Origin of the sequence: Paracoccus jeotgali (assembly GCF_002865605.1) — a bacterium.
Classification (GTDB): Bacteria; Pseudomonadota; Alphaproteobacteria; order Rhodobacterales; family Rhodobacteraceae; genus Paracoccus; species Paracoccus jeotgali.
Genome location: NZ_CP025583.1, coordinates 2505362 through 2527008, shown reverse-complemented (window position 1 = coordinate 2527008; position 21647 = coordinate 2505362). Strand labels below are relative to the sequence as shown.

Here is a 21647-nt window from a genome sequence, read left to right as displayed (position 1 = left end):
CGGGCTTAGAACAGGGGTCATGAGCAAGGATTATGATGTCGTGATCGCGGGCGGCGGGCTGAACGGCCCGGCGCTGGGGCTGGCGCTGGCCGATGCCGGGCTGCGCGTGGCCGTGGTCGATGCCGCGCCCTCGCGGCAGCGCGCCGATGATGCCTTTGACGGGCGCGCCTATGCGCTGGCGCTGGCCTCGGTGCGGCTGTTGCAGGGGATCGGGATCTGGGACGATCTGGCGGCGGATTCGCAGCCGATCCGCAAGGTGGTGGCGCGGCAGGCGGGCGCGTCGGGCGCCAAAGTCGATCCGCTGGGCCTGTTCTTCGACAGCGCCGAGATCGAGGAGGGCGTGCTGGGCCACATGGTCGAGGACCGCTTCCTGTATCGCGCCCTGCTGGCGGCGATGGAGGCGCGGCTGACCCATCTGCCGCAGACCAGCGTCACCGGCCAGTCGGTCGATGCCGCCGGCGTCACCGTGACGCTGTCGGACGGGCAAGACCTGCGCGCCCGGCTGCTGGTCGGGGCCGATGGGCGCCGGTCGGGCGTGGCCGAGCGGGCCGGGATCAAGCGCGTCGGTCATGATTACGGCCAGACAGCGCTGGTCGCCGCGCTGTCGATCACCAAGCCGCATGAGGGCACCGCCTGGCAGGTGTTTCTGCCCACCGGCCCGCTGGCCGTGCTGCCGCTGCGCGGCGACAAGGTGTCGATCGTCTGGTCGCTGACCCGCCCGCGCGCAAAAGCCATCGCGGCGCTGGGGGATCAGGATTTTCTGGGCGTGGTGGCCGAGCAGACTGAGCCTTTGACCGGCGCGATCTCGCTGGCCGGGCCGCGCTTTTCCTATCCGCTGGGGCTGACGCTGGCGCAGGATTATATCGCCGACCGCGTGGCGCTGATCGGGGATGCCGCGCATGGTGTCCATCCGATTGCCGGGCAGGGGCTGAACCTGGGGCTGCGCGATGTGGCCGCGCTGGCCGAGACGCTGGTCGAGGCGGCGCGGCGGGGCGAGGATATCGGCTTCGCCACGACGCTGCAGCACTATCAGGGCTGGCGGCGCTTTGACGCGACCGCGCTGGCGCTGGGGATGGACGGGGTGAACGCGCTGTTCACCAACGCCAACCCGGCGCTGCGACTGGCGCGGGGCTTGGGCATGGGGGCGGTCAATGCGCTGCCCGGCCTGCGCCGCCGCTTTATGCGGCAGGCCGCCGGGCTGACCCAGCAGCCGATGCCGCGCCTGCTGGCGGGGCGGCCGCTGTAGACGGCTGCGGGCCGGCGGCTCGCGCCTTTGCCGCACCACCATGACCGTCAGAGCATTGCCGGGCGCAAACGCCCGGCGGCAGCGTCACTCGCCCTGCGACTCACCAGTCGGCAGCGTCGGCGGCTCGGGGTCGGTGGCCTTGATCTGCCGGGCCTCGTCGATCAGCATGATCGGGATGCCGGCGCGGATCGGGAAGGCGAGGCCGGCGGTGGGCGACACCAGTTCCTGCCGCGCGGCGTCGTAATGCAGCGTCGCATGGGTCACCGGGCAGACCAGCGCCTCGAGCATGTGGCGGTCGAATTGCGGCGTTTCGGGCCGGTCGGTCATTGCATCACCTCGTCACTTTCGCCGCCGCGCAGCTCGTATTCCAGCAGCCCCTGCAGCAATTCGCGGCGCTGGCCCAGGGTCTCGGCCTCGAGCAGGGCCTGCTTGTCCTGCACATCCAGCGGCAGCATCATCGCCAGCGAGTTGACCAGCAGTTCCGGTTCGGCCTCGCGCGCGGCCTCCCAGTTCGTGGACAGGTCATAGGCGGTCATGTAGCGCTGCAGCAGGTCCAGAAACAGCGGCCCGTTCCACTCCGGATCGCTTTCCGGCCCGCCCAGATCGCTGTCGAAATCCGACCAGTCGGCGCTGCCCTGCGGATAGGGCGCAAAACCGTCCTGCACCGATTCGAGCCGGAACCGCGACACCTGCCCCAGCGAGATCATGTAGCGCCCGTCATCCTGTTCCGAAAACGCCACGATCCGCCCGGCCGAGCCGATCCGCGCCAGCGTCTCGCCGCTTTCGTCCAGCGGCTGGATCATGCCGATCATCCGGTGCGGGCTGCGCAGCGCGTCCTCGACCATCTGCAGGTAGCGCGGCTCGAAGATGTTCAGCGGCAGGCGGCTGCGCGGCATCAGCACCGCGCCCGGCAGCACGAACAGCGGCAGGGTTTCGGGCAGGTCGAAGGACCGCGCCCTCATGAGAAGATCAGGCTGGACAGCCGCCTGCGGCCCTTCTGGGCGATGGGGTCGGTTGGCTTGAGCGAATCGAAGATGGTGATGAGCTGCGCCTTGGCCGCGCCGTCATTCCACTCGCGGTCGCGGCGGAACGCGTCGAGCAGCTGGTCGATGGCCTCTTCCACCTGACCGGCCGCGTGCAGCGCGGTGGCATAGTCGAACCGCGCCTGCTGGTCGGCGGGGTCGGCCTCGACCTTGGCGCGCAGGTCATCCAGCGGCCCGGCGCTGGCGGCCTGACGGGCGAGCTGGATCTGCGCGCGAGCGGCCTCGACCGGGGCGGATTTGGCGATGGCTGCGGGCACCTGCGACAGCGCCTGATCGGCGGCATCGGCGTCGCCACCCGCCAGCCGTGCGCGGATCAGCCCGCCCCAGGCCTCGGCATTCTCGGGCTCCTCGCCGACGATGGCCTGAAAGGTCTCGGCCGCGTCGTCATGCGCGCCCTCGGCCAGCATCGCCTCCGCCGCTTCCAGCGCCTCGGCCAGTCCGCCATCATCGCCGGACAGCGCCGTCAGCTTGTCCACGAACTGCTTGATCTGGCCCTGCGGCAGCGCGCCCTGGAACGCATCGACCGGCTGGCCCTTGTAAAAGGCGAAGACGGTCGGGATCGACTGCACGCGCAGCTGCCCGGCGATCATCTGGTTTTCATCGACATTGACCTTGGCCATGACGACCCGGCCCTTGGCCCGCGTCACCTCGGCTTCCAGCAGGGGGCCGAGCGTCTTGCAGGGGCCGCACCACGGCGCCCAGAAATCGACGATGACCGGCACCTCCATCGACTTCTCGATCACTTCGGCCATGAAATCGGCCTCGGTCACGTCCTTGATATAGGCGCCGGTCTGCGGGGCGTCGCTGGCTTGTCCAATCAGCATGAGAACCTCTGCATCTGTGTTTGCGCCAATATGGGGCGTCCGGGCGACAGGCGAAAGGGGCGGTTACAGATCGAAGCTGGCAAAGACCGGGACATGGTCCGAGGGCTGGTCCCACCCGCGCACCGGGCGCAGGATGCGGCTGCCATGGCCGGCATTGCTGATATCGGGCGTGGCCCAGATGTGATCCAGCCGCCGCCCGCGATCCGCCGCGTCCCAGTCGCGGGCGCGATAGGACCACCAGGAGTAAAGCTGCCCCTGCGGAATGTCCTGCCGGGTGATGTCCACCCAGCCGCCGGCGTCCTGCGCGGCGCCCAGATGCTCGACCTCGACCGGGGTGTGGCTGACGACCTTGAGCAGTTGCTTGTGCGACCACACGTCATCCTCGCGCGGGGCGATGTTCAGATCGCCGACGAGGATGGATTTCTGCGGCCGCTCGGCGTGGAAGACGTCGCGCATCTCGGTCAGGAAATCCAGCTTTTGCCCGAATTTCACGTTCTGCTCGCGGTCGGCGATATCGCCGCCGGCGGGGACGTAGAAGTTGTGGATGGTGACGCCGTTCTCCAGCCGCGCCGCGACCTGGCGGGCGTGGCCCAGCCCGGCATAGTCGCGGTCGCCCGCATCCTGCAGCGGCAGCCGCGACAGGATCGCCACGCCGTTATAGCCCTTTTGCCCGCGCGCGACCATGTAGCGATAGCCCGCCGCGGCAAAGCCCTCCAGCGGCACCTTGTCGACCGGAGACTTGATCTCCTGCAGGCACAGCACATCCGGCGCCTCGTCGCGCAGCAGACGCTCGACCAGCCCGGCGCGCAACCGGACCGAGTTGATATTCCAGGTGGCAATGCTGAACATGGGCGGCCTTTCTGTCAGGGCGCGCAGACTAGCGATACATTCCCCAACTGTCGAGATCGCGGCAAAACCCCTTGCCGGGGGCGCTTCGGGCGTTAAAACCACGGGCCAGACAAGGTGGGGGATGGGCGAATGACAATCGACGACGCGCTGGCGCGGGGTGGGGCGGGACCGTTCCAGATCCGGCTGCTGGGGATCTTTGGGCTGGTCTGGGCGGCGGATGCCATGCAGGTCATCGCGGTGGGCTTTGCCGCGCCCTCGGTCGCGGCCAGTTTCGGGCTGGAACGGGCGGCGGCGCTGCAGATCGGGACACTGTTCTTTCTGGGCATGTTCCTGGGCGCCTTCGTCTTTGGCCGGGTCGCGGATCGCTGGGGGCGGCGCAACGTGCTGCTGGCGACGGTGACGGCGGATGCGATCTTTGGCCTCGCCTCGGCCTTTGCGCCGGGCTTCGGCTCGCTTCTGGTGCTGCGGTTCCTGACCGGGGTCGCGGTCGGCGGCACGTTGCCCGTGGATTACGCGATGATGGCCGAGTTCCTGCCGCCCAAGAACCGGGGCCGCTGGCTGGTGCTGCTGGAAGGGTTCTGGGCCGTGGGCACCATCATCGTGGCGCTGACCGCATGGATCGCGGCCACGCAGGGCGCCACCGCGCCGTGGCGCTGGATCTTTGTGGTCGCGGCGCTGCCGGCGCTGATCGGGATCTTCCTGCGCCTGTGGGTGCCGGAATCGCCCATGTATCTGCTGAAGGCCGGGCGCCCAGATCAGGCGCGACAGGTGGTGAACCGGGTGCTGGCCCGCAACGGCGCCGCGCCGCTGGGGCCCGAGGTGACGCTGCGGCTGGCCCCGCCGCCGCCCGGTGCGCCGCGCTCGATATTCGCCGGCAGCCTGCGGATGCCCACCATCGGCGTGCTGGTGGTGTGGTTCCTGGTCTCGCTGTCCTATTACGGCGTCTTTGTCTGGGTGCCCGGTTGGCTGGCCAGCGAGGGCATGGGCTGGGTGCGCGGCTATGGCTTCCTCGTGATCCTCGCGCTGGCGCAGGTGCCGGGCTATGCGCTGGCCGCTTACGGGGTCGAGCGGTGGGGCCGCCGGCCCACGCTGATGGGCTTTCTGCTGCTGTCCGCGCTGGCGTGTTTCCTGTTCACGCTGTCGCTGAACCCGACGCTGGTCGCCGCCTCGCTGATCGTGATGAGCTTTGCGCTGCTGGGGACATGGGGCGCGCTGTATGCCTTCACGCCCGAGCTTTACCCGACCAACCTGCGCGGCACCGGCATGGGCACGGCCTCGGCGGTGGCGCGGCTGGGCGGGGTGCTGGCGCCGTCCCTGCTGACATTTGCCTTTGCCCGCAGCTTTGGTTTCGCCATCGGCGTCTTCGCGGCGCTGCTGGCCATCGCGGCGCTGGCGCTGCTGCTGGTCCGGACCGAGACCCGCGACAAGGCCCTGGGCTGACCGCGGGGCCCGCAGAAAAAGAAAGCCCCGGCTTGCGCCGGGGCCAGTCGAGACAGGGAGGGTGTGACCGCGTCCCCGGTCACTGGGCTTCGAGGGCATAACCCCGATCCCGCCCCCCGGTTCCGGGGCCATTTCGGCGAAATTGCGATGCGCGGGAAACTGCCGATCTGGGGGGTGGCCGACCCCGGAAACGCAAAAGACCCCGGCGATGCCGGGGCCCTTCGAGAGAGAGAGGTGGCGCCGCATCCCCGGCACCTGGGCTTCGCGGGGACAACACCGGTCGCCGGGCAAGGTTCCCCGCAATGTCACATCGTCAGGTGACCAGCCGATAACCGCCGCTTTCGGTGACCAGCAGGCGCGCGTTCGAGGGGTCGGGCTCGATCTTCTGGCGCAGGCGATAGATGTGGGTTTCCAGCGTGTGCGTCGTGACGCCGGCGTTATAGCCCCAGACCTCGTGCAGCAGCACATCGCGCGCCACCACCGCATCCTGCGCCCGATACAGGTATTTCAGGATGTTGGTTTCCTTCTCGGTCAGGCGGATCTTGCGGTCCTTGTCGTCGATCAGCATCTTCATCGACGGCTTGAAGGTATAGGGGCCAAGGCGGAAGACCGCGTCCTCGGACTGTTCATGGGTCCGCAGCTGCGCGCGCAGCCGGGCCAGCAGGACCGGGAACTTGAACGGCTTGGTGATATAGTCGTTGGCGCCGGAATCGAGGCCCAGGATCGTGTCGGCATCGGTGTCGTGGCCGGTCAGCATGACGATGGGGCATTTGACGCCCTGCTTGCGCAGCCGCTTGCACAGCTCGCGCCCGTCGGTGTCGGGCAGGCCCACATCCAGCACCACCAGATCGAACAGCGCGCCCTTGCATTTCTCGACCGCTTCGGCGCCGGTGGCGGCCTCGTGGACGTCGAAATCCTCGGTCGCGATCATCTGCTCGGCCAGGGCCTCGCGCAGGTCGTCCTCGTCGTCCACCAGCAGTATCTTTTTCAGACCGGCCATGCCAACCCTCCGTTATTCGTGAGATTTGGTGATAAGCTGGCTTGCGCTGCGGGCCGCGTCCAGCGATGTTGCCCCCGGCTCACGCGGGATTGTCGCAGGGGCGCAAGATGTTTCAGTTTGTTTCAAGATGACCCTGCTACCGACCCTGACCGAACAGATTTCGCGGGCACGCGCCGACCTGCGGATGGGTCTGGCGGTGGGCATGGGCGATTACACGGCCGCCGCGGTCGAGACGCTGCGGCCCGACCGGCTGGCCGCGCTGCTGGAACTGGGCGACGCCGTCATGGCGATCACCGCGCGCCGGGCCGAGACGCTGAAGATCCCGGTCTATGACGGCACGCTGTCGCGGATTATCGTGCCGCGCGACGCCGAACTGGGCTGGCTGCGGGCGGTGGCCGACCCTTCGGCCGATCTGATGACGCCGCTGAAAGGCCCCTTCCGGACCGACCGCGGCGGCGAGACCGAGGCCCATCTGGCCGCCATTGCGCTGGCCAAATCGGCGCAGCTTCTGCCGGCGGTCGTGATGGTCCGTGCCAAGGCCCCCGCCGGTCTGGCGCAGCTTTCGCCCGCCGCCTGTCTGGCCGCGCTGGCGCAGGAATCGCTGCTGCATCCCGCCGCCGCCGCCCGCCTGCCGCTGCTCGCGGCCGAGGAATCGCGGCTGCACGTCTTTCGCCCCGAGGATGGCGGGACCGAGCATTACGCCGTCGAGATCGGCGCGCCCGACCGCAACCTCGCGCCGCTGGTGCGTCTGCACTCGGCCTGCTTCACCGGCGACGTGCTGGGCAGCCTGAAATGCGATTGCGGCCCGCAGCTTCATGCCGCGCTGGCGGCGATGGGGGCGGCAAAGTCGGGCGTGCTGCTGTATCTGAACCAGGAAGGGCGCGGCATCGGGCTGGCCAACAAGATGCGCGCCTATGCGTTGCAGAATCAGGGCTTCGACACGGTCGATGCCAACCACCGGCTGGGGTTCGAGGATGACGAGCGCGATTTCCGCATCGGCGCCGGCATCCTGCGCCAGATGGGCTTCGACCGGGTCCGGCTGATGACCAACAACCCGCGCAAGATGGACATGCTGCGCAGCCACGGCATCGAGGTGGTCGAGCGCGTGCCCCTGATCCTGCCGCCGGGCCGCTTCAACAGCGCCTATCTGGCGACCAAGGCGGCGAAATCCGGGCATCTGCTGTGACGCCGGCGGCCGGCGATCTGGTGCTGACCCCGCAGGGATTGCGGTTCCGGGGCCGGACGATGCCCTGCACCGTCGGCCGGGGCGGCGTGACGGCGCAGAAACGCGAGGGCGACGGCGCGACACCCGCCGGGCTGCACCGGATCGCGCAGTGCTGGTATCGCCCCGACCGTCTGCCCGCGCCCGCGCCCTGGGCGCGGCCCATCGGGCCGGGCGATCTGTGGTGCGACGATCCCGCCGATCCGGGCTATAACCTGCACCGCCGCGCGCCGCTGCGGGCCAGCCACGAGGCGCTGCGCCGGCCCGATCCGCTGTATGACGTGCTGCTGGTGATCGACTGGAACTGGCCAAAACCGCTTGCGGGGCGGGGCTCGGCCATCTTTCTGCATCAATGGCGGCGGCCCGGATTTGCCACGGCGGGCTGCATCGCCGTGGCCCGCGCCGATCTGCTGCATCTCGCCGCCCATGCCGCCCCCGGCACCCGCCTGCTGGTGCCCCCGGCCATCCCGCGCTTTTCCCATGCCAGACGCGGGGCAGTCGTCACCAAGGTCTGACCGGCAACCCGAGCGACCCGGCCGCGTTGAGCGCATAGGACCCCTTTTGCCGGATCAGCGACATGCCCAAGGATAGCCCGATCATCGATCCCAAGGATGCCGCCGAGACCGCAGGTCTGATCCATGTCAGCGACGACATGCCCGGCATCACCCGGCACCGCGCCGGGACCGGCTTCAGCTATCGCGACCCCGCGGGCAAGACCATCCGCGACCCGAAACTGCGCCGCCGGATCGAGGCGCTGGCGATCCCGCCCGCCTATACCGATGTCTGGATCTGCCCCGACCCGCGCGGCCATATCCAGGCCACCGGCCGCGACGCGCGCGGGCGCAAGCAGTACCGCTATCACCCCGACTTCCGCGAGCTGCGCGAAAGCGCGAAATACGAACACATGCTGGACTTTGCCGCTGCCCTGCCGACGATCCGCAGCCGCGTGGATGAGGACATGTCGCGCCGCAAGATGACGCAGGAAAAGGTGCTGGCCACGGCCGTCTGGCTGCTGGAACACACGATGATCCGCGTCGGCAACGCCGATTACGCGCGCGAGAACCGCTCTCACGGGCTGACCACGCTGCGCAGCCGGCATCTGAAGCTGGAGGGTTCGCAGGTGCGCTTCCGCTTTCGCGGCAAGTCGGGGAAAGAGTGGGATGTGGGCATCGCCGATCGCCGCGTGGCGCGGATCATGCGCCGGATGCAGGACATTCCGGGGCAGCATCTGTTCCAGTATCTCGACGAGGATGGCGAGCGGCGGCAGGTCAGTTCCACCGATGTGAACGACTATCTGCGCGAGATTTCCGGCAAGGACGTCACCGCCAAGGATTTCCGCACCTGGACCGGCACGCTACTGGCCGCGCTGGCGCTGTCGGAATACGATTCCGCCGACAGCGAGGCCGTGGCCAAGCGCAATGTCCGCGACGCCATTGCGCGGGTGGCGTCGCGGCTGGGGAACACGCCGGCGATCTGCCGCAAATGTTACGTCCATCCGCAGATCATCGACGCTTATCTGGCCGATGATCTGAAGCTGGAATTGCAAGGCGACATCGCCGAAGACCTGCGCCGCACCGACCTGCACCCCGATGAGGTGCAGGTGCTGAAGTTTCTGAAAAAGCGCCTGTCCGCCTGACGCGGGCGCGGCGCCCTAGCCCTAGCCCTATCCCTTGCGCAGATGGTCGCGGCCCAGCAGTTCCGCGATCTGGACCATGTTCAGCGCCGAGCCCTTGCGCAGGCTGTCCGAGGCGACCCACAGCGACAGCCCGTTTTCCACCGTGCTGTCCTGACGGACGCGGCTGACGAAGGTGGCGAAATCGCCCACCGCCTCGACCGGGGTGACGTAGCCGCCATCCTCGCGCTTGTCGATCAGCATCAGGCCGGGCGATTCGCGCAGCAGGTCGCGGGCCTCGTCCTCATCGACGAAATCCTCGAACTCGATGGTGACGGCGGCGGCGTCGCCGACAAAGACCGGCACCCGGACCGCCGTGACGGCCACGCGGACCGAACTGCCGAGCAGCTTCTTGATCTCGGATTTCAGCTCCCACTCGGCATCGGTGGCGCCGTCTTCCATGAAGGCGCCGATCTGCGGGATGACGTTGAAGGCCAGCTGGCGGGGAAAGACCGACGGCTCGACCTCTTGTCCCGGCACATACATGCCCTTGGTCTGGTTCCACAATTCATCCATCCCCGCCTTGCCGGCGGTCATGGTCGATTGATAGGTCGCCACGACCACCCGGCGGATGCGGGCGCGGTCATGCAGCGGCTTCAGCGCCACGGCAAGCTGGGCCGTCATCGGCGCCGGGCTGGCCAGGATCATCCGCTCGCGATAGCCGGCGATGGCATCGGAATTGGCCTCGGGGACGATCAGCGGCACGGCGTGGTCCATGCGATAGGCCGAGGACGCGTCGATCACCACGCAGCCCTGCCGGGTCGCGATGGGGGCGTATTTATGCGCGTTGTCGGCATCCATCGCGAACAGGGCGATATCCTGCCCGGTGAAATCGAACCCCTCGATATCGCGGGTCTTCAGCGTCTCGTCGCCAAGGCTGACCTCGGTCCCCAGCGATTTGCGCGGCGCAAGCGCGGTCACCTCGTCGGCAGGAAAACCGCGCTCGGCCAGGATGTTCAGGATCTCGCGGCCGATATCGGTCGTGGCGCCGGCAACGGCGATTCTATAGCCCATCGGAAACTCCTATAATTGCGCCGGATATAGGCGCGGTGCGGCCGCCGCGAAAGGCCGAAGCGCGAAAGCGGGCGGAAACGGGCGGGGCGGCGGCGTGGCCTATCCCTGCGGCGGGGTCGTGATCTTGCGGGCGCGGATCAGCGTGTGCTGGCTGATGACCTCGTATCCCAGCCGGGCGGCAAGCTCGACCCGCAGGCGGTGGACATCCTCGCTGGGCAGCTCGATCACCTCGCCGGTGTCGATATCGACCAGGTGGTCGTGATCCAGCGCCGGCGCGATCTCATAGCGCGAGGGCTCGTTTTCCAGCGACAGCTTGCGGATCAGCCCGGCATCCTCAAGCGCCGACAGCGTGCGATAGACCGTCGCCAGCGACACGGTTTCATCCACCGCCCGCGCACGGGTGAGCAATTCATCGGCGTTGGGATGGTCCGAGGTGCCGGTCAGCACCGACAGCACGACCATGCGCTGCTGCGTCACGCGCAGCCCGGCCTCGCGCAGGGCCTTGGCGAAATCGGTCGTCTCTACGGTCATCGGCGGCGGTTCCCTTGCTAGCCTCAGATCTAGCCCCTTGGCCCCGGCTTGGCAAGGAACTGCGACTGCTTCTCATTTGCGCTTGACTGTTGCGAATGAATTGCATTTACAGAAGCCGACAGGCAAAAGCGGAGGGCATAATGTCGAAACGGAACATGGCGGCGCGCGGGGCGATGGCGGTGGCACTGGGTCTGCTGCTGACCGGCGCCGCGCAGGCGGCCGAGAATGGGCGGCTGAAGGTCGTCACCACCTTCACCGTTCTGGCCGACATGGCGCGCGAGGTGGCGGGCGATGCCGCCGATGTGGTGTCGGTGACCAAGCCGGGCGCCGAGATCCACGGCTATGAACCCACGCCGCGCGATATTCTGGGCGCGCAGGACGCTGATTTGATCCTGTGGAACGGGATGAATCTGGAATTGTGGTTCGAGCAATTCCTGCGCAATCTGCGCGATGTGCCCTCGGTCACGCTGTCGGACGGGATCGAGCCGATCCCCGTCGCCGCCGGCGGATATGAGGGGCAGCCGAACCCGCATGCCTGGATGGGGCTGGAAAGCGCCATGATCTATGTCGACAACATCGCAGCCGCCCTGTCGGAACACGACCCCGCCCATGCCGAGACCTATCGGGCCAATGCGCAGGACTATAAACAGCGCATCCGCGACCAGATCGACCCGCTGCGCGCCCGGATCGAGGCCATCGCCGAGGATCGCCGCTGGCTGGTCAGTTGCGAGGGGGCGTTTTCCTATCTGGCCCGCGACTTCGGCATGAAGGAACTGTATCTGTGGCCGATCAACGCCGACCAGATGGGCACGCCGCAGCAGATCCGCCATGTCATCGACACCGTCCGCGAAAACGACATTCCCGCGGTGTTCTGCGAAAGCACGGTCAATCAGGCCCCGGCCCAGCAGATCGCGCGGGAAACCGGCGCCTCCTATGGCGGCGTTCTGTATGTGGACAGCCTGTCCGCCGCGGACGGTCCGGTGCCGACCTATCTGGATCTGCTGCGGGTCACGTCGCAGACCATTGCCGAGGGGCTTTCGGGTGCCAGTCAGGAAACCAAGTGATGCGTGATGCCGAACAGTTGACGGATGCGGGCGGGATCATGGCCCGCGACCTGACCGTGACCTATCGCAACGGGCTGACCGCGCTGCGCCATGCCAGCTTTGCCATTCCGCGCGGCACGGTGACGGCGCTGGTGGGGGTGAACGGCGCCGGCAAATCGACGCTGTTCAAGGCGATCATGGGCTTTCTGCCCGCTGCGGGCGGCGAGATCCGCCTGCTGGGGATGCCGGTCGCCGACGCGCTGCGCCAGAACCTTGTCGCCTATGTCCCGCAATCAGAGGATGTTGACTGGTCCTTTCCGGTGCTGGTCGAGGACGTCGTGATGATGGGCCGCTATGGCAAGATGGGCTTCCTGCGCATCCCCTCGCGGCCGGATCGCGAGGCGGTCGAGGCCGCGCTGGTCCGCGTCAACATGCAGGACTATCGTCACCGCCAGATCGGCGAGTTGTCGGGCGGCCAGAAAAAGCGGGTCTTTCTGGCCCGCGCGCTGGCGCAGGACGGGCAGGTGATCCTGCTGGACGAGCCCTTTACCGGCGTCGACGTCAAGACCGAGGAACAGATCATCCGCCTGCTGGGCGAGCTGCGGGCCGAGGGGCGGGTGATGCTGGTCTCGACCCACAACCTCGGGTCGGTGCCCGAATTCTGCGACCGCGTGGTGCTGGTCAAGGGCACGGTGCTGGCCTACGGCCCGACCGAGACCACCTTCACCCGCGAGAATCTGGAAAAGGCGTTCGGCGGCGTGCTGCGTCACTTCACGCTGGGCGGCGACGCGCTGCATGACGATGAGGACCACCGCACCGTCACCATCTTTTCCGACGACGAGCGCCCGCTGGTCCATTACGGCGAGCGCGTCCAGCGGCGCGAGGACGTGTCATGACCACGCTGCTGGAACCGTTTTCCTATGGCTACATGACCAGCGCGATGCTGGTCTCGGCGCTGGTGGGCGCGGTCTGCGCCTTTCTGTCCTGCTTTCTGATGCTGAAAGGCTGGTCGCTGATCGGCGACGCGCTGTCCCATTCCGTCGTGCCGGGCGTGGCCGGGGCCTATCTGCTGGGCCTGCCGCTGGCGGCGGGGGCGTTCCTGTCGGGGGGGCTGGCGGCGGCGACGATGCTGTTTCTGTCCGAGCGATCCGGCCTCAAGGTCGATGTGGTGATCGGGCTGATCTTTACCGCGTTCTTCGGGCTGGGGCTGTTCATGGTCTCGATCAACCCGATCTCGGTCAGCCTGCAGACCATCACCATGGGCAATATCCTGACCATCTCGGCCAGTGACACGATCCAGCTTGCGGTGATCGGGCTGACCTCGATTGCGATCCTGCTGATGAAATGGCGCGATCTGGTGGTGGTATTCTTCGACGAAAGCCATGCCCGGTCCATCGGCCTGCGGGTCGGGTTTCTGAAGGGGCTGTTCTTTGCCCTGCTGTCGGCCTGTGTCGTGGCCGCGATGCAGACGGTGGGTGCGTTTCTGGTCATCGCGCTGGTGGTGACGCCGGGGGCGACGGCCTATCTGCTGTGCGACCGCTTTGGCCGCATGATCGCGCTGGCCGTGGCCATCGGCGCCGCCACCAGCTTTCTGGGCGCCTATGCCAGCTATTTCCTGAACGGCGCGACCGGCGGGGTGATCGTGCTGCTGCAGACCGCGCTGTTTCTGGTCGTGTTTATCGTGGCGCCGAAACACGGGCTGCTGGCCGCCCGCCGCCGCGCCCGCGAGGCGCTGAGGGTGACGCCATGATCGAGACGCTGCTGCAGCCCTTCGGCTTTCCCTTCATGCAGAACGCCTTTCTGATCTGCCTGCTGGTCGCGCCGCCGACCGCGCTGCTGTCCTGCTTTCTGGTGCTGAAGGGCTGGGCGCTGATGGGCGATGCGATCAGCCATGCGGTGCTGCCGGGGATCGTGCTGGCCTATGTGCTGGGCCTGCCGCTGATCCTGGGCGCCTTCGCCGCCGGGATGCTGACCGCGACGGCGACCGGCTTTCTGGCCGATAACAGCCGCATCAAGCAGGACACGGTGATGGGGATCGTCTTTTCGGGCATGTTCGGGCTGGGGATCGTGGCCTATGTGGCGCTGGATACGAATGTGCATCTGGACCACATCCTGTTCGGCAACATGCTGGGGGTCGAGCCTGCGGACCTGCGGACGGCGGGGCTGATCTCGGCCGGGGTGACGGCGGCGCTGCTGCTCAAGTGGAAGGACCTGATGCTGCACGCCTTCGATCCGCAACAGGCCCGCGCCATCGGGCTGCGGGTGGGCCTGCTGCATTACGGGCTGCTGACCATCCTGTCGCTGACCATCGTGGCCACGCTGTCGGCGACCGGGCTGATCCTGGCCGTGGGTCTGCTGATCGCGCCGGGGGCGATCGCGTTCCTGCTGGTCCACCGCTTCGGGCAGATGCTGGCCGTCGCCGTGGCGGTGAACCTGTTCGGGATGCTGGGCGGGGCCTATGCCAGCTTTTATCTGGACAGCAGCCCGGCGGCGACCATCATCCTGCTGCTGACGGCGGTGTTCATCCTGGCCTTCCTGCGCCGGATCACCCTGAACCGCCGCCGCGAAACCACGCTGGATCCGGCCGGCGTCAGCCCCAAGTGACCGCCTTGCGCAGCGGCCCCCAAGGCGGGCCGCTGCGGTTTCGGCGGCTCGCGCCCATGCCCTTTCCCGGCCGCTCTCTGCAAAACCATGAAACCATATCGCGCCGCCATGTGTTGACAGGGCAGATAGCTGGAAAGGACCACACATGAAAAATCTTTGCCTGACCACCGCCATGATCATGACCCTCGGCGGCGCTGCCGTCGCGCAGACCACCACCGCCGATCCTGCCGCCCCGGCAGATGCCACCGCGCCTGTGGTGACGGCGCCCGCGACCACCACCGCGCCCGCCGATGCTGCGGCAACCCCGATGGGCGCTGGCGGCACGACCGACATCCCCTCGGCCGATGCGGCTGCGACCGAACCGGAAGAGGCCATGCGCACCGGCCTGCTGCGTGCCTCGGCCCTGGAGGGCGTCGATGTCTACAGCGTCGACACGACCGGCGCTGCCGTCTGGGACGACAACATGGTCTATGACCGCATCGACGACAACTGGGACAAGATCGGCGAGATCGAAGACCTCGTCATCGACAACCGTGGCAATGTCGTCGGCACCATTGCCGAAGTCGGCGGCTTTCTTGGGATCGGCGAAAAGGAAGTCGTTCTGAACCCCGAAGAAGTGACCATCATCGTCACTGAGGACCGCGTCGCCGTGGTCTCGGCGCTCAGCCAGGAAGCGCTGGAAAACCGCGAAGAAGCGGCTGAAGACATCTACGGCAACGACTGATTGTCCGCTATGTGAAACTGGCACGCCCCGGCCACGGCCGGGGCGTTCGTGTTTGAACTGAGGCGGTTTCTGTCGTATTCCGGACCGGGCCGCGATGCAGGAAAGGGCAGGAAAGATCATGCAGACCGTCTGGCAGGACCCTGCCGAAATCATCCGCAAATCCCAGCCTGACGACCCGGTCATGGTCTTTGCGCCCTCGGTGCTGGAACAGACCGCGAAACGCTTTCTGGACGGGTTTCCGGGGCTGGTGACCTATGCCGTCAAGGCCAACCCCGACGAGGCGGTGATCCAGACGCTGCTGGGCGCCGGCATCGGCGGCTTCGACGTCGCCTCGCCGGCCGAGATCGACCTGATCGGCCGCCTCGCGCCCGGTGCCGCGCGCCATTACCACAATCCCGTCCGCGCCCGGTCCGAGATCGCGCACGCCGTCAAGGCCGGCGTCAAGGCGTGGTCGGTCGACAGCGAAAGCGAACTGGCCAAGCTGATCGAGATGGTGCCCCCCGAGGGGTGCGAGATCTCGCCCCGTTTCAAGCTGCCGGTCACCGGTGCGATCTATGACTTCGGCTCGAAATTCGGCGCTACGCCGGATCTGGCGGCGGAACTTCTGTCGCGGGTGGCCGAGGCCGGCTTTACGCCCTCGCTGACCTTCCATCCCGGCACGCAATGCACCGACCCCGGCGCGTGGGAGCATTACATCCGCACCGCCCGCGACATCTGCGACATGGCGGGCACCCGCGCGCATCGTCTGAATGTGGGCGGCGGCTTCCCCTCGCATCGTGTCCACGGCGTGCTGCCGGACCTCGAGGCTATCTTCGATCTGATCGGGCGCACCAATGCCGAGGTGTTCGGCGACGACGCCCCGGCGCTGGTCTGCGAGCCGGGGCGCGGGCTGTGCGCGGACGCGTTTTCGCTGATCACCCGCGTCAAGGCGGTGCGGGACGGGACGGCGGTGTTCCTGAATGACGGCGTCTATGGCGGGCTGGCCGAACTGCCGGTCATCGGCAATATCGACCGCGTCGACGTGCTGCGGCCCGACGGCACCCCGCGCGGCGGCGACGAGATGGGCCGCGTCATCTTCGGCCCGACCTGCGACAGTGTCGACCGCCTGCCCGGCGATATGGTCCTGCCCGACGCCATTGCCGAGGGGGATTACGTCGTTTTTCACGGCGCCGGTGCCTATTCGGTGGTCACCAACACCCGCTTCAACGGCTTTGGCGAGATGGCAAGGGCCACGGCGATGAGCCTGGAAATCGCGGCCTGACCCCCATCCCCGCGCCGATTGGCCTTGCCGGGCCGCGGCCCGGCGGCTTTCATGAGGCGTCAAGGAATCGTTGCTAACCTGCCCGGATGAACCGCCCGCCCGTGACCCATGTCGTGCTGCTCGACGGCACCTTCGCCTCGCTGATGGAGGGGCGGAATTCCAATGTCGGGCGCATCTATCGGCTGCTGCGGCCCCTGCGCGGGGCAAGCCTGCGGGTCAGATACTCGGCCGGGCAGCAGTTCGAGGCATGGGGCAGCCTGCCCGGCATCGCCATGGGCCACGGCATCGGGGCGCGGATGCGCGATGCCTATGGCTGGCTGGCCTCGAACTGGCGGCCGGGCGATCCGATCTTTCTGCTGGGCTATTCGCGCGGGGCCTTTGTCGCGCGCTCGCTGGCGGCGATGATCGGCCAGATCGGCCTGCTGCGCGCCGAGGACGCGACCGAGCGTAACATCCGCTCGGTCTGGCGGCTGTATCGCGATCAGGGCCCGCCCGAGCAGCGCGAGGCGCTGTGCGCGCGGCTGTGCCACCGCGAGGTCGAAATCGACATGGTCGGCGTCTTCGATACCGTCATGGCGCTTGGCGTGCGGCTGCCGGTGCTGTGGATGATGACCGAGCCGCGCTTTCGCTTTCACGATCAGCATCTGGGTCAGAATGTCGTGCTGGGCGCGCAGGCGCTGGCGCTGGACGAGACGCGGGCCGCGTTCCAGCCGATCCTGTGGGACAGCACCGAACGGCCGCCCGGCTCGATCACGCAGACATGGTTCCGGGGCTGTCACGCCGATATCGGCGGGCAGTTGAGCGGCTTTGCCGCCGCGCGGCCGCTCGCGAACATCCCGCTGGTGTGGATGCTGGAACAGGCGGAAAACGCCGGTCTGCCGCTGCCCGAGAGCTGGCGCGTGGGGCTGGATTGCGACGTGAACGCGCCCTCGGTCGGGAACTGGCGGGGCTGGGGCAAGGCGTTTCTGGCCCGCTCGCCCCGGGTGGCCGGGATCGACCCCAGCGAGCGGCTGCATGACAGCGTCCCGCGCCCCTATGACGGCACCGCGATCCTGACCGGCGCGCTGAAACCACCGGTCACCAAACACGGCACCCGCCTGCAAGCCCGCCGCCGCGACCGCCAGATCCGCCGGGCGGGGCGGTTGCTGCGGTAGGGGCGGGAGCCGCCGCGGCAATCAGATCGTTCGTCGCGGGCCGTCAGCCTTAGCGCCCGTTCAGGCCGCCATCACCGGCTTGGCCAGTCCCAGATCGGCGCAGACCGCCAGCGTCAGGTCGGGCTTGTTCAGCGTATAGAAATGCAGCCCGTCCACGCCGCCTTGCAGCAGCTTGCCGCAAAGCGTGGTGCACAGATCGCGGGCCAGCGCGGCCTCGCCCTCTTTTCCGGCCGCGTCGAAGGCGGCGATGGCCCAGTCGGGGACCGAGGTGCCGCAGCTTGCGGCGAATTTCCGCGCCCCGGCCCAGCCTTGAATGGGCAGGATGCCGGGCAGGATCGGTGCGTCGATACCCGCCGCTGCGCAGGCATCGCGAAAGCGGAAGAAGGTGTCGGCGTCGAAGAAGAACTGGGTGATGGCCGAGGTCGCGCCCGCGTCGATCTTGCGCTTGAGGAACTCGACATCCGCCGCGCTCGACCCGCCCGAATCGGGGTGCGGCTCGGGATAGGCGCCGACGCGGATGGTCATGTCGCCGCGTTCGGCAATCGCCTCGATCAGCTCGACCGACGAGGCGAAGCCCTGCGGATGCGCGGCCCATGCCGCCTGTCCCTTGGGCGCGTCGCCGCGCAGCGCCACGATCTCGCGCACGCCGGCGGCGGCGTAGTCGTCGACGATCTGCATGGTCTCTTCGCGGCTGGCATCGACGCAGGTCAGATGCGCCGCCACGTTCAGCCCGTAATGGTTGGACAGCGCCGTCACCGCCTCATGCGTCAGCTTGCGGGTCGTGCCGCCGGCGCCATAGGTGACCGAGACGAAGCCCGGCTGCAGCGGCGCCAGCGCGCGGGCGGTGTCCCACAGCCGGAACGACGCGTCCAGATTGCGCGGGGGGAAGAACTCGAAACTGATCGCGGGCGAGGTCATGGCACGTCCTTTCATTCCTCTCTCTTGTGCCACGCGGCGTTGCGTGAGACAAATTCATATTCCACATGATTATCATGAAACCGATGCATATTGAACTCCGCCATCTGCGCAGCGTCCGCGCCATTCACGATCAGGGCGGGCTGGCCCGCGCCGCCGAGGTGCTGAACCTGACGCAATCGGCGCTGTCGCATCAGGTCAAGGCGCTGGAGGAACAGGTCGGGGTCGAGCTGTTCGTCCGCCGCGCCCGGCCCATGCGCCTGACCGCCGCCGGCAAGCGGCTGCTGCGGCTGGCCGAGCAGGTGCTGCCGCTAGTCCAGGCCGCCGAATCAGAGCTGCGCGGCGTGAATGAGGGCCGGGTCGGCCAGTTGCACATCGCGCTGGAATGTCACGCCTGTTTCGACTGGCTGCTGCCGGTGCTGGACCGCTTTCGCCACCGCTTCCCCGAGGTCGATCTGGACATCCGCGCGCGCCTCGCCTTCGACGCCCTTCCGGCGCTGCTGCGCGAAGAGGTCGATCTGGTCGTCTCGATGGACCCCGAGGAACTGCCCGGCATAACCTTTCAGCCGCTGTTCGATTACGCGCCAACGCTGGTGACGGCGGCCGATCATCCGCTGGCGGCCAAGGGGTTCGTCCAGCCCGAGGATCTGGGTCGCGAAAACCTGATCGTCTATCCGATGGACCGCGCCCGGCTGGACGTCTTCTCGCAATTCCTGACCCCGGCGGGGGTCGAGCCGCGCGCCGTCCGGCAGGTCGAGCTGACCGATGTGACGCTGATGCTGGTCGCCGCCGGGCGCGGTGTCGCGGTGATGCCAGACTGGGTGCTGGACCGCCACGCCGACAATCCCGAACTGGCCTTTCTGCGCCTTGGCCCACAGGGCCTGCGCCGCCGCGCCTATGCCGCCCTGCGTGAGGGCGATCTGGCGCTGCCCTATATGCAGCATGTGCTGGAACTGGCGCGGGACGAGGCGATCCGGGGCGCACGCCGCGCCGGGCGCGATCCGGTGCGGTGACGGCGGCACCCCGCCGACGGCCATGATGCGGGGGCGATGCAGGCGGTGGCTTCACTTTCGCCCGCGTCGCGCGTAAACGCGGACCAAACCCGACATGCCGATTGCAGGAGCGCCGGATGCAAAGCGCCAATATGAACGTGATGATCAAGGCCGCCCGCAAGGCCGGGCGCAGCCTGATCAAGGATTTTCGCGAGGTCGAGAACCTGCAGGTCTCGGTCAAGGGCGCGGGCGATTTCGTCAGCCGCGCCGACCGCGAGGCGGAACGCATCATCAAGGACGAGCTTCGCAACGCGCGGCCCAATTACGGCTGGCTGGGCGAAGAAACAGGGGCCGAGGATGGCGAAGACCCGACCCGGCGCTGGATCGTCGATCCGCTGGACGGCACGACGAACTTCCTGCACGGGCTGCCGCATTGGGCGGTCTCGATCGCGCTGGAGCACAAGGGCGAGATCGTGGCGGGGGTCATCTTCGACGCTGCCAAGGACGAGCTTTACACCGCCGAAAAGGGCAATGGCGCCTGGATGAACGGGCAGCGGTTGCGGGTGTCCGGTCGGCGCCAGATGATCGAGGCGATCTTTGCCACCGGCATCCCCTTTGGCGGGCGCAGCACGCTGCCCGCGACGCTGCGCGATCTGGGCGCGCTGATGCCCTTCTGCGCCGGGGTGCGCCGATTCGGGGCGGCGGCGCTCGACCTCGCCTATGTCGCGGCGGGCCGCTATGATGGCTATTGGGAACGCGGGATCAGCACCTGGGATGTGGCGGCGGGGATCATCCTGGTCCGCGAGGCGGGCGGCTTTGTCGAAAGCATCCGCGGCGACGGGCCGGTGCAGGACGCGCGCAACATCGTCTGCGGCAACACGGCGCTGTTTTCGGAATTCGCCGGCATCATCCGGGCGCGCGACTGATGCATCGCTGGCCGGTCCGGGTCTATTACGAGGACACCGATCTGGCCGGGATCGTCTATTACGCCAACTATCTGCGATTTATCGAACGCGCCCGGACCGAGTGGATCCGCGAGGTGGGCATCGACCAGACCCGCCTGAAAGAAGTCGAGGGCGCGGTCTTTGCCGTCCGCCGGGTCGAGGCGGACTACCTGTCCCCGGCGCGTTTCGACGATGCGCTGACCGTGACCACCGCGCCGCTGCGCCTGACCCCGGCCCGGATCGAACTGGATCAGCAGGTGCTCCGCTCTGACCGCGTGCTGTTCGCGGCCCGCGTCACGCTGGCCTGTCTGGGCCCCGACATGCGCCCGCGCCGGCTGCCTGCGGGACTGGCGGCGGCGCTGTCGGAACTCATGCGAAATTGAACTGCATTTCGTTGGTCGTGCGGCCGATTTGCTGCTAGAAGCCCGCGCAAGGGCCGGAAATGGCCAGCAATTACGGGCAGAACATGGAACAACTCGCTTCAGCCGCCGCGCAGCCGATCGATTTCTCGCTGGTCGCGCTGTTCATGCGGGCCTCGCTGATCGTCAAGATCGTGATGGTGCTGCTGATCCTCGCCTCTTTCTGGTCCTGGGCGCTGATCGTTCAGAAACTGCTGAAATTCACCGCCGCACGCGCCGATGCCGCGCGTTTCGACCGCGCCTTCTGGTCGGGTGAGCCGCTGGACGATCTGTATGACCGGATCGGCGCCACCCCGCGCGGCCCGGCCGAGCGGATCTTTGCCGCCGGGATGGGCGAATGGCGCAAGTCGCAGGACGAGGTCGGGGCGATGATCCCCGGCACCCAAAGCCGCATCGACCGCTCGATGAACGTGGCCATCGGCCGGGAAGAGGCGCGGCTGTCGCGCGGGCTGTCCTGGCTGGCCTCGATCGGGTCGACCGCGCCGTTCATCGGGCTGTTCGGCACCGTCTGGGGCATCAAGACCGCGTTCGAGCAGATCGCGATCGCGCAGGACACCTCGCTGGCCGTCGTCGCCCCCGGCATTGCCGAGGCGCTGCTGGCCACCGCGTTGGGCCTGCTGGCGGCGATTCCTGCGGTGATCTTCTACAACAAGTTCATCGCCGATGCCGACCGTCTGGGCGCGACCTATGAAAACTTTGCCGACGAATTCTCGACCATCCTGTCGCGCCAGCTGAACGAGGGGTAAGGCC

Annotated in this window: 24 protein-coding genes; 16 read left to right on the top strand and 8 right to left on the bottom strand. The window is 67.8% G+C overall.

The annotated features are described in order from the left end of the window. Positions 1-19: 19 nt before the first annotated feature. Positions 20-1246 (top strand): UbiH/UbiF/VisC/COQ6 family ubiquinone biosynthesis hydroxylase, encoded by a 1227-nt coding sequence (locus CYR75_RS12325; protein ID WP_101500305.1) that lies wholly within the window; start codon positions 20-22, stop codon positions 1244-1246. An 84-nt stretch (positions 1247-1330) separates the two neighbouring features. On the opposite strand, the gene CYR75_RS12320 is transcribed toward CYR75_RS12325, so the two are convergent. The 4 genes from CYR75_RS12320 to CYR75_RS12305 all read right to left on the bottom strand — a co-directional run bounded on the left by CYR75_RS12320 (position 1331) and on the right by CYR75_RS12305 (position 3962). Beyond that, complete coding sequence (locus tag CYR75_RS12320) at positions 1331-1573, bottom strand: Trm112 family protein (protein WP_101500304.1); 243 nt, start codon at positions 1571-1573, stop codon at positions 1331-1333. Further along, positions 1570-2208, bottom strand: coding sequence for an LON peptidase substrate-binding domain-containing protein (locus CYR75_RS12315; RefSeq protein ID WP_101500303.1), 639 nt, complete (start codon positions 2206-2208; stop codon positions 1570-1572). Before CYR75_RS12315 ends, CYR75_RS12320 begins: the two co-directional genes overlap by 4 nt. Then, positions 2205-3113, bottom strand: a complete 909-nt coding sequence (gene trxA, locus CYR75_RS12310; RefSeq protein WP_101500302.1) for a thioredoxin — start codon at positions 3111-3113, stop codon at positions 2205-2207. The genes CYR75_RS12315 and trxA overlap by 4 nt, the downstream gene beginning before the upstream one ends. Before the next feature lie 63 nt (positions 3114-3176). Further along, positions 3177-3962 (bottom strand): exodeoxyribonuclease III, encoded by a 786-nt coding sequence (locus tag CYR75_RS12305; RefSeq protein WP_101500301.1) that lies wholly within the window; start codon positions 3960-3962, stop codon positions 3177-3179. A 129-nt stretch (positions 3963-4091) separates the two neighbouring features. Between CYR75_RS12305 and CYR75_RS12300 the strand changes: the two genes are divergently transcribed. After that, positions 4092-5402, top strand: a complete 1311-nt coding sequence (locus tag CYR75_RS12300; protein ID WP_101500300.1) for an MFS transporter — start codon at positions 4092-4094, stop codon at positions 5400-5402. 313 nt (positions 5403-5715) lie between these two features. Here the strand turns inward: CYR75_RS12300 and CYR75_RS12295 are convergent, their stop codons facing one another. Further along, positions 5716-6402, bottom strand: a complete 687-nt coding sequence (locus tag CYR75_RS12295) for a response regulator transcription factor (RefSeq protein WP_101500299.1) — start codon at positions 6400-6402, stop codon at positions 5716-5718. 127 nt (positions 6403-6529) lie between these two features. Between CYR75_RS12295 and ribA the strand changes: the two genes are divergently transcribed. The 3 genes from ribA (at position 6530) to CYR75_RS12280 (ending at position 9260) form a co-directional block, all read left to right on the top strand. Beyond that, complete coding sequence (gene ribA / locus CYR75_RS12290) at positions 6530-7588, top strand: GTP cyclohydrolase II (RefSeq protein WP_101500298.1); 1059 nt, start codon at positions 6530-6532, stop codon at positions 7586-7588. After that, positions 7585-8139, top strand: coding sequence for a L,D-transpeptidase family protein (locus tag CYR75_RS12285; protein ID WP_225972716.1), 555 nt, complete (start codon positions 7585-7587; stop codon positions 8137-8139). The genes ribA and CYR75_RS12285 overlap by 4 nt, the downstream gene beginning before the upstream one ends. A 62-nt stretch (positions 8140-8201) precedes the next feature. Next, complete coding sequence (locus CYR75_RS12280; protein WP_101500297.1) at positions 8202-9260, top strand: DNA topoisomerase IB; 1059 nt, start codon at positions 8202-8204, stop codon at positions 9258-9260. 27 nt (positions 9261-9287) lie between these two features. Here CYR75_RS12280 and CYR75_RS12275 read toward each other — a convergent pair whose 3' ends face one another. Together CYR75_RS12275 and CYR75_RS12270 are read right to left on the bottom strand one after the other, a co-directional pair. Then, entirely contained in the window at positions 9288-10310 is a 1023-nt protein-coding gene (locus CYR75_RS12275; RefSeq protein WP_101500296.1) for an aspartate-semialdehyde dehydrogenase, read from the bottom strand. 99 nt (positions 10311-10409) lie between these two features. Further along, positions 10410-10841: a Fur family transcriptional regulator gene (locus tag CYR75_RS12270; protein ID WP_101500295.1), complete on the bottom strand. Its 432-nt coding sequence runs from the start codon at positions 10839-10841 to the stop codon at positions 10410-10412. 173 nt (positions 10842-11014) lie between these two features. Between CYR75_RS12270 and CYR75_RS12265 the strand changes: the two genes are divergently transcribed. The 7 genes from CYR75_RS12265 to CYR75_RS12235 all read left to right on the top strand — a co-directional run bounded on the left by CYR75_RS12265 (position 11015) and on the right by CYR75_RS12235 (position 17627). After that, complete coding sequence (locus CYR75_RS12265; protein ID WP_225972930.1) at positions 11015-11905, top strand: metal ABC transporter substrate-binding protein; 891 nt, start codon at positions 11015-11017, stop codon at positions 11903-11905. Next, entirely contained in the window at positions 11905-12780 is an 876-nt protein-coding gene (locus CYR75_RS12260) for a manganese/iron ABC transporter ATP-binding protein (RefSeq protein ID WP_101500293.1), read from the top strand. Before CYR75_RS12265 ends, CYR75_RS12260 begins: the two co-directional genes overlap by 1 nt. Continuing rightward, positions 12777-13634, top strand: coding sequence for a metal ABC transporter permease (locus CYR75_RS12255; protein WP_101500292.1), 858 nt, complete (start codon positions 12777-12779; stop codon positions 13632-13634). Before CYR75_RS12260 ends, CYR75_RS12255 begins: the two co-directional genes overlap by 4 nt. Then, positions 13631-14488 (top strand): metal ABC transporter permease, encoded by an 858-nt coding sequence (locus CYR75_RS12250; protein ID WP_101500291.1) that lies wholly within the window; start codon positions 13631-13633, stop codon positions 14486-14488. The genes CYR75_RS12255 and CYR75_RS12250 overlap by 4 nt, the downstream gene beginning before the upstream one ends. A 145-nt stretch (positions 14489-14633) precedes the next feature. Continuing rightward, positions 14634-15212 carry a hypothetical protein gene (locus tag CYR75_RS12245; protein ID WP_101500290.1) on the top strand — a complete coding sequence of 193 codons (579 nt, stop codon included), beginning with the start codon at positions 14634-14636 and terminating at the stop codon, positions 15210-15212. Positions 15213-15330: 118 nt separating this feature from the next. Further along, a complete protein-coding gene (locus tag CYR75_RS12240; RefSeq protein ID WP_225972715.1) occupies positions 15331-16473 on the top strand; it encodes a type III PLP-dependent enzyme in 1143 nt (380 codons plus the stop codon). 86 nt (positions 16474-16559) lie between these two features. After that, complete coding sequence (locus CYR75_RS12235; RefSeq protein WP_101500288.1) at positions 16560-17627, top strand: DUF2235 domain-containing protein; 1068 nt, start codon at positions 16560-16562, stop codon at positions 17625-17627. Between the two features lie 60 nt (positions 17628-17687). Here the strand turns inward: CYR75_RS12235 and metF are convergent, their stop codons facing one another. Then, positions 17688-18545 (bottom strand): methylenetetrahydrofolate reductase [NAD(P)H], encoded by an 858-nt coding sequence (gene metF / locus CYR75_RS12230; RefSeq protein WP_101500287.1) that lies wholly within the window; start codon positions 18543-18545, stop codon positions 17688-17690. Positions 18546-18628: 83 nt separating this feature from the next. Between metF and CYR75_RS12225 the strand changes: the two genes are divergently transcribed. The 4 genes from CYR75_RS12225 to tolQ all read left to right on the top strand — a co-directional run bounded on the left by CYR75_RS12225 (position 18629) and on the right by tolQ (position 21643). Then, a complete protein-coding gene (locus CYR75_RS12225) occupies positions 18629-19555 on the top strand; it encodes a LysR family transcriptional regulator (protein WP_101501037.1) in 927 nt (308 codons plus the stop codon). Positions 19556-19671: 116 nt separating this feature from the next. After that, positions 19672-20460: an inositol monophosphatase family protein gene (locus CYR75_RS12220; RefSeq protein ID WP_101500286.1), complete on the top strand. Its 789-nt coding sequence runs from the start codon at positions 19672-19674 to the stop codon at positions 20458-20460. Then, complete coding sequence (gene ybgC / locus CYR75_RS12215) at positions 20460-20861, top strand: tol-pal system-associated acyl-CoA thioesterase (protein ID WP_101500285.1); 402 nt, start codon at positions 20460-20462, stop codon at positions 20859-20861. Before CYR75_RS12220 ends, ybgC begins: the two co-directional genes overlap by 1 nt. Before the next feature lie 83 nt (positions 20862-20944). Beyond that, on the top strand, positions 20945-21643 hold the full coding sequence (gene tolQ / locus CYR75_RS12210) for a protein TolQ (RefSeq protein WP_101501036.1): 699 nt from the start codon (positions 20945-20947) through the stop codon (positions 21641-21643). Positions 21644-21647 lie beyond the last annotated feature (4 nt).

Excerpts from the sequence above, each read along its gene's own strand:
- CYR75_RS12275 (WP_101500296.1), bottom strand. The coding sequence starts at position 10,310 with ATGGGCTATAGAATCGCCGTTGCCGGCGCCACGACCGATATCGGCCGC.
- ybgC (WP_101500285.1), top strand. The coding sequence starts at position 20,460 with ATGCATCGCTGGCCGGTCCGGGTCTATTACGAGGACACCGATCTGGCC.
- CYR75_RS12280 (WP_101500297.1), top strand. The coding sequence starts at position 8,202 with ATGCCCAAGGATAGCCCGATCATCGATCCCAAGGATGCCGCCGAGACC.
- CYR75_RS12220 (WP_101500286.1), top strand. The coding sequence starts at position 19,672 with ATGCAAAGCGCCAATATGAACGTGATGATCAAGGCCGCCCGCAAGGCC.
- CYR75_RS12235 (WP_101500288.1), top strand. The coding sequence starts at position 16,560 with ATGAACCGCCCGCCCGTGACCCATGTCGTGCTGCTCGACGGCACCTTC.
- CYR75_RS12265 (WP_225972930.1), top strand. The coding sequence starts at position 11,015 with ATGGCGGTGGCACTGGGTCTGCTGCTGACCGGCGCCGCGCAGGCGGCC.
- CYR75_RS12240 (WP_225972715.1), top strand. The coding sequence starts at position 15,331 with ATGCAGACCGTCTGGCAGGACCCTGCCGAAATCATCCGCAAATCCCAG.
- CYR75_RS12270 (WP_101500295.1), bottom strand. The coding sequence starts at position 10,841 with ATGACCGTAGAGACGACCGATTTCGCCAAGGCCCTGCGCGAGGCCGGG.
- ribA (WP_101500298.1), top strand. The coding sequence starts at position 6,530 with ATGACCCTGCTACCGACCCTGACCGAACAGATTTCGCGGGCACGCGCC.
- CYR75_RS12300 (WP_101500300.1), top strand. The coding sequence starts at position 4,092 with ATGACAATCGACGACGCGCTGGCGCGGGGTGGGGCGGGACCGTTCCAG.
- CYR75_RS12245 (WP_101500290.1), top strand. The coding sequence starts at position 14,634 with ATGAAAAATCTTTGCCTGACCACCGCCATGATCATGACCCTCGGCGGC.
- trxA (WP_101500302.1), bottom strand. The coding sequence starts at position 3,113 with ATGCTGATTGGACAAGCCAGCGACGCCCCGCAGACCGGCGCCTATATC.
- CYR75_RS12295 (WP_101500299.1), bottom strand. The coding sequence starts at position 6,402 with ATGGCCGGTCTGAAAAAGATACTGCTGGTGGACGACGAGGACGACCTG.
- CYR75_RS12260 (WP_101500293.1), top strand. The coding sequence starts at position 11,905 with ATGCGTGATGCCGAACAGTTGACGGATGCGGGCGGGATCATGGCCCGC.
- CYR75_RS12305 (WP_101500301.1), bottom strand. The coding sequence starts at position 3,962 with ATGTTCAGCATTGCCACCTGGAATATCAACTCGGTCCGGTTGCGCGCC.
- CYR75_RS12255 (WP_101500292.1), top strand. The coding sequence starts at position 12,777 with ATGACCACGCTGCTGGAACCGTTTTCCTATGGCTACATGACCAGCGCG.
- CYR75_RS12320 (WP_101500304.1), bottom strand. The coding sequence starts at position 1,573 with ATGACCGACCGGCCCGAAACGCCGCAATTCGACCGCCACATGCTCGAG.
- metF (WP_101500287.1), bottom strand. The coding sequence starts at position 18,545 with ATGACCTCGCCCGCGATCAGTTTCGAGTTCTTCCCCCCGCGCAATCTG.
- CYR75_RS12315 (WP_101500303.1), bottom strand. The coding sequence starts at position 2,208 with ATGAGGGCGCGGTCCTTCGACCTGCCCGAAACCCTGCCGCTGTTCGTG.
- CYR75_RS12225 (WP_101501037.1), top strand. The coding sequence starts at position 18,629 with ATGCATATTGAACTCCGCCATCTGCGCAGCGTCCGCGCCATTCACGAT.
- CYR75_RS12325 (WP_101500305.1), top strand. The coding sequence starts at position 20 with ATGAGCAAGGATTATGATGTCGTGATCGCGGGCGGCGGGCTGAACGGC.
- tolQ (WP_101501036.1), top strand. The coding sequence starts at position 20,945 with ATGGAACAACTCGCTTCAGCCGCCGCGCAGCCGATCGATTTCTCGCTG.
- CYR75_RS12250 (WP_101500291.1), top strand. The coding sequence starts at position 13,631 with ATGATCGAGACGCTGCTGCAGCCCTTCGGCTTTCCCTTCATGCAGAAC.